Origin of the sequence: Micromonospora sp. NPDC048894 (assembly GCF_040649765.1) — a bacterium.
In the GTDB taxonomy this organism is placed as follows: domain Bacteria; phylum Actinomycetota; class Actinomycetes; order Mycobacteriales; family Micromonosporaceae; genus Micromonospora; species Micromonospora antibiotica.
Window position 1 is genome coordinate 85,323 of record NZ_JBEZFY010000016.1, and the last position, 13,200, is coordinate 98,522.

10 protein-coding genes are annotated in these 13,200 nt (G+C 73.2%); 2 read left to right on the top strand and 8 right to left on the bottom strand.

From position 1 onward, the window contains the following. The first annotated feature begins 198 nt into the window (after positions 1 to 198). On the top strand, positions 199 to 1,203 hold the full coding sequence (gene sigB / locus AB0C22_RS26905) for an RNA polymerase sigma factor SigB (protein WP_219470791.1): 1,005 nt from the start codon (positions 199 to 201) through the stop codon (positions 1,201 to 1,203). Positions 1,204 to 1,374: 171 nt separating this feature from the next. Here the strand turns inward: sigB and AB0C22_RS26910 are convergent, their stop codons facing one another. The 3 genes from AB0C22_RS26910 to AB0C22_RS26920 are packed head-to-tail and all read right to left on the bottom strand — an operon-like array spanning position 1,375 to position 6,047. Continuing rightward, entirely contained in the window at positions 1,375 to 3,930 is a 2,556-nt protein-coding gene (locus tag AB0C22_RS26910) for a GNAT family N-acetyltransferase (RefSeq protein WP_357537768.1), read from the bottom strand. A gap of 29 nt (positions 3,931 to 3,959) precedes the next feature. Continuing rightward, positions 3,960 to 5,141, bottom strand: coding sequence for an acetoin utilization protein AcuC (locus AB0C22_RS26915; protein WP_208569552.1), 1,182 nt, complete (start codon positions 5,139 to 5,141; stop codon positions 3,960 to 3,962). Between the two features lie 48 nt (positions 5,142 to 5,189). Next, positions 5,190 to 6,047, bottom strand: coding sequence for a sulfurtransferase (locus AB0C22_RS26920; RefSeq protein WP_219468643.1), 858 nt, complete (start codon positions 6,045 to 6,047; stop codon positions 5,190 to 5,192). Positions 6,048 to 6,215: 168 nt separating this feature from the next. Between AB0C22_RS26920 and AB0C22_RS26925 the strand changes: the two genes are divergently transcribed. Further along, the gene (locus tag AB0C22_RS26925) at positions 6,216 to 6,905 is read left to right on the top strand and encodes a metal-dependent transcriptional regulator (protein ID WP_208569554.1); all 690 of its coding nucleotides are present in this window, start codon (positions 6,216 to 6,218) and stop codon (positions 6,903 to 6,905) included. A 103-nt stretch (positions 6,906 to 7,008) separates the two neighbouring features. Here the strand turns inward: AB0C22_RS26925 and AB0C22_RS26930 are convergent, their stop codons facing one another. From AB0C22_RS26930 to nrdR, 5 genes are all read right to left on the bottom strand, one after another. After that, positions 7,009 to 7,560: a hypothetical protein gene (locus AB0C22_RS26930; protein WP_219468640.1), complete on the bottom strand. Its 552-nt coding sequence runs from the start codon at positions 7,558 to 7,560 to the stop codon at positions 7,009 to 7,011. A gap of 228 nt (positions 7,561 to 7,788) precedes the next feature. After that, positions 7,789 to 8,031 (bottom strand): DUF5522 domain-containing protein, encoded by a 243-nt coding sequence (locus AB0C22_RS26935; protein ID WP_208569556.1) that lies wholly within the window; start codon positions 8,029 to 8,031, stop codon positions 7,789 to 7,791. Positions 8,032 to 8,157: 126 nt separating this feature from the next. Further along, entirely contained in the window at positions 8,158 to 9,105 is a 948-nt protein-coding gene (locus AB0C22_RS26940; protein ID WP_357537771.1) for a DUF2332 domain-containing protein, read from the bottom strand. A 187-nt stretch (positions 9,106 to 9,292) separates the two neighbouring features. Further along, the gene (locus AB0C22_RS26945) at positions 9,293 to 12,178 is read right to left on the bottom strand and encodes a vitamin B12-dependent ribonucleotide reductase (RefSeq protein WP_357537773.1); all 2,886 of its coding nucleotides are present in this window, start codon (positions 12,176 to 12,178) and stop codon (positions 9,293 to 9,295) included. Positions 12,179 to 12,257: 79 nt separating this feature from the next. Beyond that, positions 12,258 to 12,746 (bottom strand): transcriptional regulator NrdR, encoded by a 489-nt coding sequence (gene nrdR, locus AB0C22_RS26950; RefSeq protein WP_208569561.1) that lies wholly within the window; start codon positions 12,744 to 12,746, stop codon positions 12,258 to 12,260. Positions 12,747 to 13,200 lie beyond the last annotated feature (454 nt).

Below are 13,200 nucleotides of genomic sequence, written 5' to 3' on the forward strand. Positions count from 1 at the left end.
TGGCCGACGCTGGCACGGTAGCCGGACCTGGCAAGACCGCCGACGACCCACCCCGCATCCGACCAGATTGCTGTCGGGTCCCCGATCGCCTCACCCCCGTTTCACGTCCCGGTTGGAAAGCTGTCCATCACCGGAGCCGATGGCGCCGGTAGGCGACACCGAAAGCAGACACGGGGAGACACAGAGATGGCCCTGCAGATGATCGATAACAAGACGCGCCCGGCCACCACCATCGACGCCGAGCACGGCACCGAAGCCCTCACCGACCTCGACGCCACCGACGAGCGCGGGGTCTCCACCGACCTGGTCCGGGCCTACCTCAACGGCATCGGCCGGACCAAACTGCTCACCGCGGCCCAGGAGGTGGAGCTGGCCAGACGGATCGAGGCCGGGCTGTTCGCCGAGGAGAAGCTGTCCACCTGCACCCCTGTCTCCGGTGACCTGCGCGCCGACCTCGCCCTGATCGCCCGGGAGGGCCGCGCCGCCAAGGACCACCTGCTGGAGGCCAACCTGCGGCTGGTGGTCAGCATCGCCAAGCGCTACACCGGGCGGGGGATGGCCTTCCTCGACCTGATCCAGGAGGGCAACCTCGGCCTGATCCGCGCGGTCGAGAAGTTCGACTACGCCAAGGGTTACAAGTTCTCCACGTACGCCACCTGGTGGATCCGGCAGGCGATCACCCGGGCGATGGCCGACCAGGCCCGCACCATCCGCATCCCGGTGCACATGGTCGAGCAGGTCAACCGGATGGTCCGGGTCCGCCGGGAGCTGTCGGTCACGCTGGGTCGCGAGCCCATCGTCTCCGAGGTGGCGCGGGCGATGGAGATCCCCGAGTTCCAGGTCATCGAGCTGATCTCGTACGACCGGGAGCCGGTCAGCCTCGACCAGGCCGTCGGCGAGGACGGCGAGAGCGCCCTGGGTGACTTCGTCGCCTCGGTGGACCAGCGCACCGAGCCGGGTGACGCGGCCGCCAACGGCGAACTGCGCAACGAGGTACGCATCGTGCTCGCCACCCTCTCCCAGCGGGAGCAGGCGGTGATCCGGCTCCGGTTCGGCCTGGACGACGGCCGGCAGCGCACCCTCGACGAGGTCGGCAAGGAGTTCGGCCTGTCTCGGGAGCGGATCCGGCAGATCGAGAAGGTCACCCTGCTCAAGTTGCGCGACCCGGAGCGGGCGCAGCGGCTGGAGGCGTACGCCTGCTGAGCGGGACGGTTCGGCGCAGGCCCCCGGCGGTTCGCCGGGGGCCTGCCCGCTGTCCGGGGTCTCGTCACCGCCGGAGCCGCCGGCGGGCACGGTCAGCGCCGCCGGCAGCGGGCACGGTCAGCGCCCGCCGGCAGCGGGCACGGTCAGAGCCGGAGCCGGCAGCGGGCACGGTCAGAGCCGGCGCGGGCCGGTGTCGGGGCGGGCCCCGGCCGTGCCGACCCCCACCGCCGCGTGCAGCACCGACACGCCGTCCGGGCGGGCCAGCACCGGGTTGAGGGTGAGCGACCGCACCCGGGGCTGCTCGTCGGCGAGCCGGCCCACCCGCAACAGCAGGTCGGCCAGGGCCGCCCGGTCCACCGCGTCAGCACCCCGGTGCCCGTGCAGCAGCGGCGACGCCCGGGGCTCGTCGACGAGTTCGGCGGCGTCCCGGTCGGTCAACGGCACCGCCCGCCAGGCCCGGTCCCCGAGCAGTTCGGTGGCGACCCCACCGAGCCCGAAGCCGACGACCGGCCCGAACGCCGGGTCCTCGCGCAGCTCCACCACGCAGGCCACCCCCGGCGGCACCATCGGTTGGACCAGGACGTCCGCGCCGAAGGCCGCCGCCAGGTCCGCGTACGCCCGGCGTAGCGCGACCGGGTCGGCCAGGTCGAGGCGGACGGCGCCCAGGTCGAGGCGGTGCCGCAGGCCGGGCGCGGCGGCTTTCAACGCCACCGGCCAGCCCAGCCGCCCGGCGGCGGCGAGCGCCTCGTCGACGGTGCCGGCCGGGGCCGAGCCGACCACCTCGATGCCGTACGCGGCGAGCAGCGCCGCCGCGTCGGCGGCGTCACCGCGCAGCGCGGCCTGCCCGGCGGCCCGGTCCACCCCGGTCAGTTCCGGTGGCGTGCCCGGGTCCCGGCGCAGCCAGTCGGCGTACCGGCCGACCCGGCCCAGCGCCCGCACCGCCTCCTCCACGCTCGGGTACGCGGGCAGCCCGACCGGCACCCGGCCGGCGAGGAACGTCACCACGGTCGGCTTGCCGCCGGTCACCGCCGCCGCCACGGCGGCGGTGAAGTCCGCCTCCTCGACGGTGAGCTGCCCCGGCAGGGGTGGGGCGAAGACCGCCACCAGCGCATCCACGCCGTCGTCGGCGGCGGCACCGGCCAGCGCAGCGGTGAACGCGGCGGCACCGGCGTGCGGGCCGACGTCGTGGGGGTAGCCGGCGGCGACCGTGAGACCCTGCCCCGCGCAGGCGGTGGCCGCCAAGCCGGTCAGCGCCGACGAGTTGCCGACCACGCCGACCCGGCCACCGGCGGGCAGCGGCTGGTTGGCCAGCAGCGTCCCGACGTCGAGCAGTTCGGCGACGGTGTCCACCCGGATCACCCCGGACTGCGCGAAGAGGGCACCGACGGCGGCCTCGTCGAGCGTGGGTGCGACGCCGGACCCGACCGGGCGGGCCAGCGAGGCCAACGCCACCACCGGCTTGTCCCGGCCGATCCGGCGCACCAACCGGGCGAACTTGCGCGGATTGCCGAAGGTCTCCAGGTACAGCAGGATCACGTCGGTGCCCGGGTCGTCCTGCCAGAACTGGAGCAGGTCGTTGCCGGACACGTCGGCCCGGTTGCCGGCCGACACGAAACTCGAGAGGCCCAGCCCCCGGCGCTGCGCCTCGGCCAGCAGCGCCACCCCGAACACGCCGGACTGGCTGAAGAAACCCACCCGTCCGGGGGCGGGCAGCACCGGGGCCAGGGTGGCGTTGAGGCGTACCCGCCCGTCGGTGTTGGCCACGCCCAGGCAGTTCGGGCCGACGACCCGCATGCCGGCGGCGTGCGCCGCCCGGACCAGGGCCCGTTGGGCCGCCGCGCCGGCCGGTCCGGCCTCGGCGAAACCGGCGGAGATGACCACCAGGCCGTGCGCGCCGGCAGCGGCGGCGTCGGCCACCACCCCCGCCGCCGCGTCCGGGGGCACCGCGACGACCGCCAGGTCGACGTCCACTCCGGCGTCGGCTGCCGACGGGTACGCGGGCAGCCCCGCCACCGTGCGCGCGCTCGGATGCACCGGCACGATCGCCCCCGGGTAGCCGCCGTCGCGCAGGTGCCCGAGGACGGCCGCGCCGACCCCCTGACCGGTGGCGCTGGCCCCGTAGACGGCCACGCCGCGCGGGGTGAGCAGCCGGGCGATGGACCGCGCCTCGGTGCGGTGCTCCCGACCCCGCTGCACAGCCAGGGTCGCCTCGGTCGGGGCGATCGGGAACGTCAGGTGCACCACCCCGTCGGCGAACTGCCGTTGCACCTGGTAGCCGAAGTCGGCGAAGACCCGCAGCATCGCCCCGTTGGTGGGGAGCACCTCGGCGACGAAGTGCCCGATGCCGGCCCGGCCGGCCGCGTCGGCCAGGTGCTCCAGCAGCACCGAACCGATCCCCCGGCCCTGGTGGGCGTCCTCCACCACGAACGCCACCTCGGCTTCGGGGGCCGCCGGACCCAGCCGCTCGTACCGGCCGACGGCGACGATCCGGTCGCCGACCAGCACCACGAACGCCTCCCGGTCCCGGTGGTCGACGGTGACGAAGCGGCGCAGGTCCCGTTCCGGGATACGCGGGTACGGCGAGAAGTAGCGCAGGTAGCGGGTGCGTTCCGAGAACCGCCCGTGCATGGCGACGATCTCCGGGGCGTCCTGCGGCCGGATCGGTCGCAGGCCGACGGTGCTGCCGTCGCTGAGCAGCACGTCCACCGGTTGGTCGACAGTGGTCACCACGTCCGGTCCCTCCCCAGGTCCCCGGCTCAGTCGCGCGGGTCGTACGGGTCCAGCCCGAGCAGCGGGAACACCGCCTTGCGGGTGGCCGCCACCGCCCGGTCCACCGAGTTCGGCTCACCGGTCGGCTGCCACGGCTGGTGTGACGGGTCGACGTCGTCGGTCATCCGCAGCGGGACGTCCCGGCCGGGCAGCCGGTGGGCGGCCAGCGCACGCCAGTCGGGCGGGGTGAGGGTGGCCGGGTCGAGCGGGTCGCCGGTGGCCACCGCGAGCAGGTGCGTCCAGGCCCGGGGCACCACCTCCACCAGGGCGTAACCGCCGCCGCCGGTGGCCACCCAGCGGCCGTCGCACAACTCGTCGGCGAGCGCCCGCAACGTCAGGTAGGTGGCCCGTTGCCCGTCCACCGACAGGTGCAGGTCGGCCAGGGGGTCGAGCCGGTGCCCGTCGGCACCGCACTGGGTGAGCAGGATCTGCGGTCGGAACGCCCGCAGCACCGACGGCACGATCGCGTGGAAGGCGCGTTGCCAGCCGGCGTCGTCGGTGCCCGGTGGCAGCGGCACGTTGACCGCGCTGCCCTGCGCCCCCGGGCCACCGGTCTCGTCGGGGAACCCGGTGCCGGGGAAGAGCGCGAGCGGGGTCTCGTGCAGGCTCACCGTGAGCACCCGGGGGTCGTGGTAGAAGACCTCCTGCACACCGTCGCCGTGGTGCACGTCCACGTCGACGTAGGCGACCCGCTCGGCGCCCAGGTCGAGCAGGCGGGCGATGGCCACCGCCGGGTCGTTGTAGACGCAGAACCCGGCGGCCCGGTCGGGCATGGCGTGGTGCAGCCCACCGGCCACGTTGACCGCACGGCGGGCCTCGCCCCGCCAGACCGCCTCGGCGGCGGCCACCGTCGCCCCGGCGATCAGCGCGCTGGACTCGTGCATCCCGTCGAAGACCGGATTGTCCGAGGTGCCCAGTCCGTAGCCGGCGAAGAGCGGATCGCGGGGGGCGGTCCGGACCGCCGCCAGGTAGTCGGGCAGGTGCACCCGGGTCAGCGTCGCGTCGTCGGCCGGCTCGGGCCGGATCAGCCGTACGCCCGGCCGGTCCAGGACGCCCAGCTCCCGGGCCAGCGCGACGGTCAGCTCGACCCGGACCGGGTCGAGCGGGTGCTCCCCCATGTCGTAGTCGAGCAGGGACTCGTCCCACACCACCAGCGTGTCGTCCGACATGGGGTCATCGTCGCACGCGGGTCACCGGTCGCCCACCAGGCGTGCTGGTCAACCGGCTGGTGTCGGGCCGGTGGCCACCGGGCGGGACGGGTCGGCGACCCAGCCGCTCCACGATCCGACGTAGAGCGCGGCGTCCGGCCGACCGGCCAGGTGCAACGCCAGCACCGTCTGCGCGGCGGTCACCCCTGATCCGCAGTACGCCCCCACCGGCTGGTCGGCGCGCACCCCGGCGGCGGCGAACCGGTCCCGCAGCGCCTCGGCGGTCAGGTAGCGGCCCTCGGTGACGTACTCGGGGGCGGGCAGGTTGACCGCGCCCGGCACGTGTCCGGCGACCGGGTCGATCGGCTCGGTCTCGCCCCGGTAGCGGGGGGCGGCCCGGACGTCCAGCAGCACACCGTCGTCGGCCGCGCCGAGCCGGGCCGCGTCGTCGGCGTCCAGCACCGGCAGCCCACCCGGTGTGACGGTGACGTCGCCGGGTTGCGGGGTGGGCACCTCGACGGTGCCGGGCAGGCCGGCGGCGAGCCAGCCGGGCCAGCCGCCGGACAGCACCCGTACCGACCGGTGGCCGGCCCAGCGCAGCGTCCACCAGGCGCGGGCGGCGGCCAGGCCGTCGCCGTCGTCGTACACCACCACGGGATGACCGGCGCGGACACCGGCGGCCCGCAGCGCGGCCTGGAGCGCGGCCGGTTCGGGCAGCGGGTGCCGGCCCGCCGGGCCGGGCGGACCGCACAGGACGGTGTCCAGGTCCACGAAGACCGCCCCGGGCAGGTGGCCGGCGGTGTAGTCGTCGCGGCCCGGAGGGCCGACCAGCCGCCAGCGGACGTCCAGCAGGGTCGGCGGGTCGGGGCGGGCCAGCTCGGTGGCGAGCCGGTCCGGCTCGATCAGGGGGGTAGCGGTACCGGACATGACGTCCAGTCAACACCATCGGGGCACCGACCTCGCGATTCGGCGCAGGTCGATCTTCGTACACCGGGGTAGCATCGACCACCGGGAGGCCGCTGACGTGAAGCATGACCGGGTCGACACCACTGAGCGCGAAGCTACCTTCGCCGCCTTCGGACAAAAGGGGCGAATGTGAAAAGCCATGACTTAGTGGACACGACCGAGATGTACCTGCGCACCATCCTCGAACTCGAAGAGGAAGGGGTGCCGCCGCTGCGTGCCCGGATCGCCGAGCGGTTGCGGCAGAGCGGGCCCACCGTCAGCCAGACCGTGGCCCGGATGGAACGCGACGGGCTGCTCACCGTCGAGGGCGACCGGCACCTGGCGCTCACCGACCTGGGCCGGGGCACCGCCGTGTCGGTGATGCGCAAGCACCGGCTCGCCGAGCTGCTGCTGGTCAACGTGATCGGGATGCCCTACGAGGAGGCCCACGAGGAGGCCTGCCGGTGGGAGCACGTGATGAGCGACGCGGTGGAGAAGCGGGTCTACGACCTGCTCAACCGACCCACCCGCTCGCCGTACGGCAACCCGATCCCCGGCCTGGAGGAGCTGGGCTCGCCGGAGACCGAGGCCACCGACCACGCCGAGGGTGAACGCAACCTCGCCTTCCCCGGGCTGACCGGCCCGGTGGTGGTCCGGCGGATCTGCGAAAGCGTGCAGACCGACGCCGACGTGCTGCGGCAACTGCACGCCGCCGGGGTCGACCCGGGTGCCACGGTCACCGTCGCCCAGGAACGCGACGGGGTGTTCATCGACCGCTCCGGCGAACGGGTCCGGCTGCCCCGCGAGGTCGCCTCCCGGGTGTTCGTCGCCGCCCACTGACCCCGGGCCGCCACCGGCGTGCGCCGGGCCGGGGTGGACCCCGTCGCCGCCGGTCCGGGCTGGGATCGGACTCGGCTCGGGTCGCCGTCGGCCCGGACGGGGGTTACAGGGACCGGGTGTCGAGCTTCCTGGCCAGGTCGACCAGGTGGCCGGCCACCGCACCGGCGGTCGCCCGGTCCTCGGCCGGTGGGCAGGTCCAGCGGAGCATGGCCAGCCGGTCCTCCGCGGCCAACCAGCCCACCTCGGCCGTCGGCCCGTGCTTCGCGGTCTTCGCGCCGGTCCGCCGGTAGCCGGCCTGGCCCAGCTTCGACACCTTCGTCGCCCCCTCGGGCAGCACGTCAGCGGTGAAGGTCGGCACGTCGATCGAGGTGTCGGTCACGGTCAGGGTCAGCTCCGGCCAGGTGGTGTCCGTGGCCCGCACCACGCAGGTACGGGTATCACCCCGCTCGCTGGCCGCCGCCACGTCGAAGCGGACGCCGGTGTGCTCCTCGATCACCGCGAAGTCGAGCAGCCGGCACGCCCCACCGGACGAGGCGGCACCCACCTCGACGACGACAGGTTCCCCCGCCGGCAGCCGTACCGGGTCGGGCTCCGACGCCCCGCAGCCCGTGGTCAGCAGCACGCCCGCCCCGGCGAGCCAGATCCGCCCGTGCACGGGCACACCTCCGTGATCGTCGGCGGGAGATCCGCCGATGTCCGTCGGAAACCGTACGGGTTGGCACTGTCGGACGGAAGACCCGGGCAGTCGCCCGGCGGCGTCAGGTGGGCGGGAGGTCACGCATGGTCCGCAGTAGAGCGGCCCCGGCACCACCATCGCCACCCAGAACACCCGGGCCGTGCCGATCATCAGTCGGCGGTGGGGCGGGCCGCCGGGACAGCCTAATTAGTCGTCGACGTACGGGCAGTGCCGGCAGCCACGCCCGCAGCAGGTGCCCCGCCGGGCCAGGAACCCGGCGCTGAGGACGAACAGCCCGGTGGCCGGGTCGGGATACCCGGCGTCCCCGGCGGCGAGCGCGGCGGCGTGCGCGGCCAGGATCCGCGCCCGGTCGGGGTGCTCCGGCGGCAGCCGGGACGGGTGCGGCTCGGTCAGCGGCCGGCCCGCCAACGGACGTCGTTGCCCACTCACCCGGTGAGTGTAAGGAGGGCTCGCTCCCCCACCCCTGGTGCGGGTCTGCGGATCCCCGCGCCCGGCCGGCAGGCCCCGCTGGTCGAGTCGCGCAGAGTCAGGGATCGTCGCAGCGGTGCGGTTTGCTCAGCCCACCGGCTCCCCGAACCAGGTGAGCGCCTGGCCGTGGCCGCGGGTCCAGGCAAGCGGCGTGCCGTCGAGCGCGAGCACGTTGTGCAGCGTGTCGTCCCGCTGCCCCGGCAGACCCGGGTAGGGCAGCACCGCCGGGTCCTCGTTGGCGATCCAGTGGCCGGAAAGACCGCTCACCACCTCGACGAACGCGGCGCGGCGCGGCGGTGGCACCAGGTACAGCACCGAGCTGTGGAACACCACGAGGGTCGCGTCGGACGGGGCCAGTGCCGCCACCTCCGGCAGGTCGTCGACCAGGTCACCGCGGACGAGCAGCGGCGGGTCGGCCGCGACGACAGCCGCAGCAGCCCGCAGCCGCTCGCGGCGGTGCCCGTTCTCCGGCCAGATGAGGGCGTCCAGCCAAGCGATGTCGTCCGGATCGGTGACGTCGAGCGGGTTGAGGTCGAGGCCGGCCCGCCACACCACCTCGGGCAGGCGAGTCGGTGGCGTCGTGCCGGTGATCGCACAGTCGAGCGTCGGCGTACCTGTGCCGAGAAGACGGTCGCCGTAACGGTACGCGTACCGGTCGGGGTAGAGACACATGCCTGCCGACGCGCCCACCTCCAGCAGGGCGAGTGGCTGCGGCAACGAGGCCAGCACCGGCAGGAGGACGGCACAACGCCCGGCCTCGTTCGTCTGCGTCGCCCGGGCCCGGATCTCCGCCGCGACAACCGGCCAGTTGGCCCTGACGAATTCGCCGAACGCGGCCGGGTCCTCGACCGTACCGCCGCACAGTCGGACCACGGCGAACAGCAGATTCGGCTGGCGTTTGGCCGGCGGCAGGGTGTCGAGAAGCGCCAGCAGGCTGCTGTCCCGGGCGACCGCGTGGGCCAGTCGCTCGTACGACGGTGAGACGCCGTGCGCCTCCCTGGTGGCGAACTCGACGTACCGGTCGGCTGTGGTCATGCCCCGATCATCCCGTCCGGCGCGGCCCCCGGTGCGCCGCCGTCGGCGTGATCTGCGCGACGGGAGCGAGGTAGCGGCGTCCGGGTAGGACCGGTGCCGCTACCTCGCCCCACTGGGGTCGATCATGAAGACGGGACGCGGAAGGGCCGGCACCCGACGGGCGCCGGCCCTTCGTGCGACGCGTACGTCAGCTGCAACCGCTGGTGGAACCGCAGCCCTCACAGACGTAGCAGCTGCCGGCGGGGCGCATCTTCGTGCCGCAGGTGAAGCAGAGCGGCGCGTCGGCGGCCTTGCCGATCACGGCCTCCAGCAGCTCGGTGGAGGAGCCCACGGCGGGCGCCGGCTTGGCGGCGGCCACCTCGGCCAACTCCTGGGCCGGCTGGGCCAGCGGGCCGGTCTTCGGTTCGGTCACCTCGACCGGGGCCGAGGACGCCATCGCGGTCAGGTCCGTGCCGCTCATCTCCGCATCGGCCTCGGCCCGCAGCTGCGCGGCCCGCTCCTTGGCGGTGAAGATGCCCAGCTCGGCACGACGCTCGTAGGGCAGGAAGTCCAACGCCAGCCGCCGGAAGATGTAGTCCATCACCGAGGCTGCCATCCGCACGTCCGGGTCGTCGGTCATGCCGGCCGGCTCGAAGCGCATGTTGGTGAACTTGCTGACGTACGTCTCCAGCGGGACGCCGTACTGCAGGCCGATGGAGATGGCCACCGAGAAGGCGTCCATCACCCCGGCCAGGGTCGAGCCCTGCTTGGACATCTTGAGGAAGACCTCACCCAGCCCGTCGTCCGGGTAGGACGAGGCGGTGAGGTAGCCCTCCGCGCCGCCGACGGAGAAGGAGACCGTCTCCGACGGACGCTTCTTCGGCAGCCGCTTACGCACCGGCCGGTACTCGACGACCTTCTCCACGGCGGCCGGGGCCGGCGTCTCGACGGCGGCCGGGGCGGCGGTCTTGTTCGGCTTGGCCACCGAGAGGGGCTGGCCGACCTTGCAGTTGTCCCGGTAGATCGCCAGCGCCTTCAGGCCCAGCTTCCAGCCCTCGAAGTAGATCTTCTCGACGTCGGCGACGGTGGCCTGCTCCGGCATGTTGACCGTCTTGGAGATGGCACCCGAGATGAACGGCTGGACGGCCGCCATCATCCGCACGTGACCCATCGGGGCGATGGACCGCTCGCCCATCGCGCAGTCGAAGACCGGGTAGTGCTCCGGCTTGAGGCCGGGGGCGTCCACCACGTGACCGTGGTCGGCGATGTGCTCGACGATCGCCTCGACCTGCTCCTCGGGGTAGCCGAGGCTGCGCAGGGCGCGCGGCACGGTCTGGTTGACGATCTGCATCGAGCCGCCGCCGACCAGCTTCTTGAACTTCACCAGCGCCAGGTCGGGCTCGACCCCGGTGGTGTCGCAGTCCATCATCAGGCCGATGGTGCCCGTCGGCGCCAGCACGGCGGCCTGCGAGTTGCGCCAGCCGTACCGGTCGCCGACCTTGTTGCCCTCGGTCCACTGCTTGGTGGCCTCCCGCGCGATGGCGGTGGCGACGGTGCCGGCCGGCTTGATGGCGTCGTTGGCGGCGGCGTGCTTGCGCATCACCCGCTTGTGCGGCTCGGCGTTGCGGGCGTAGCCGTCGTACGCGCCGACGATCGCGGCCAGCTCGGCCGAACGGCGGTACGCGGTGCCGGTCATCAGCGAGGTGATCGCCGCGGCCACCGACCGGCCCTGCTCCGAGTCGTACGGCAGGCCCGAGGCCATCAGCAGCGCGCCGAGGTTGGCGTAGCCGATGCCGAGCTGCCGGTAGGCGCGGGTGGTCTCGCCGATCTTGTCGGTGGGGAAGTCGGCGAAGCAGATCGAGATGTCCATCGCGGTGATGACGAACTCGACCGACCGGACGAACTTCTCCACCTCGAAGCCGCCGTCGGCGCGGAGGAACTTCATCAGGTTGAGCGAGGCCAGGTTGCACGAGGAGTTGTCCAGGTGCAGGTACTCCGAGCACGGGTTCGACGCGGTGATCCGGCCGGTCTCCGGGCAGGTGTGCCAGTCGTTGATCGTGTCGTCGTACTGCAGGCCCGGGTCGGCGCACTCCCAGGCGGCCTGGGCGATGGTACGGAACAGCTTCTGCGCGTCGATGGTCTCGATGGTCTGCCCGTCGAGGCGGCCCCGCAGGTCGAAGCCGCCGCCGTTCTCCACCGCCGCCATGAACTCGTCGGAGACCCGCACCGAGTTGTTGGCGTTCTGGTACTGGACGCTGACGATGTCGTTGCCGCCGAGGTCCATGTCGAAGCCGGCGTCCCGCAGCGCGCGGATCTTGTCCTCCTCGCGCGCCTTGGTGGTGACGAACTCCTCGATGTCCGGGTGGTCCACGTCGAGGATGACCATCTTGGCCGCGCGCCGGGTGGCACCGCCGGACTTGATCGTCCCGGCGCTGGCGTCCGCGCCACGCATGAAGCTGACCGGGCCGGAGGCGGTGCCACCGGAGGAGAGCAGCTCACGCGACGACCGGATGCGCGACAGGTTGACCCCGGAGCCGGAGCCGCCCTTGAAGATCAGCCCCTCCTCCTTGTACCAGTCCAGGATGGAGTCCATCGAGTCGTCCACGGCAAGGATGAAACAGGCGCTGACCTGCTGCGGCGACGGGGTGCCGACGTTGAACCAGACCGGCGAGTTGAAGCTGAACACCTGGTGCAGCAGCATCCAGGTCAGCTCGTGCGCGAAGATCTCCGCGTCGGCCGGGTTGGCGAAGTAGCCGTGCTGCTCACCGGCGGCCCGGTAGGTGCTGACCACCCGGTCGATGAGCTGCTTGAGCGACCACTCCCGTTCCGGGGTCCCCACCGCGCCCCGGAAGTACTTGGTGGTGACGATGTTCGCCGCGTTGACACTCCACGACTCGGGGAACTCCACCCCGCGCTGCTCGAAGTTGATCGAGCCGTCCCGCCAGTTGGTCATGACGACGTCGCGGCGCTCCCACGCCACCTCGTCGTACGGGTGCACGCCCTCGGTCGTCCAGACCCGCTGCACCTTCAGCCCCGTCGCCGCGCCGTTCTTCGCCGCCCGCGTCCGGCTTGTTGTCACGCCGTCCCCCGCCATCTCATCGGCCCCCTCGTCTGCGCGGCCACCCGCCACGCGTCGTCACTGTCGAAATCCAGGTCGTCACTTGGTGAAAGACTCAGTCGGTACGGTCGGCGGCCCCGGCCGCGTCGACACGGGCCTGTGCGGCGGCCCGGAGGGTCTCGATCTCCCGTTCGAAGTCGGCCAGCGAGTCGAACGAGCGGTAGACGCTGGCGAAGCGCAGGTAGGCCACCTCGTCCAGGTCGCGCAGTGGGCCCAGGATCGCCAGTCCCACGTCGTGGCTCGGCAGCTCGGCAGCTCCCTTGGCCCGGACGGTCTCCTCGACCTTCTGCGCCAGCAGCGCGATGGAGTCCTCGTCGACCGGCCGGCCCTGGCACGCCTTGCGTACCCCGCCGATGATCTTCGTCCGGCTGAACGGCTCGGTCACCCCGCTGCGCTTGACCACCGCGAGGACGGCCTCCTCGACCGTGGTGAACCGCTTGCCGCATTCCGGGCAGGAGCGCCGCCGCCGGATCAGCTGGCCGTCGTCGGCCTCGCGCGAGTCGACCACCCGGGAGTCGGCGTGCCGGCAGTACGGACACCGCATCGCCCGACCTCCTTGATCGACTGTGGGGCCCGCCCGCCCGCCTCCGGGCACGCGTCGACCCGGCGCAACCGGTGTCGCCGGTCTCGCCGTGGTCGACGATACGGGAGTGCGGTGGGTAGTCGAACCCAACCTGTGGGCAACTTACGCCCGTGTGACTACTACATCTAGGGGTCGACCGTAGGCCGCCGGCCGGGTCGGGTCAAGTTGCCCGACTGTCCGGCGCGTCACGCCCGAACCGCCCCACCACCCCGGGCCCACCACCCCCGGGCCCACCACCCCGGGCCCGTCGCCGCCCCCGGGGGTCGACAGCTCCAACCGACCGGACGCCGGGGAGGTTACCGGCCGTCCGGCCAGCCCGACCCGGACGGTTGACCGACCCGGCAGACCACCGAACCCCTCGAACACGGGTTCGAGGAGGACGTACCATCTACCAGAACAGGCGTACGAGTTACCA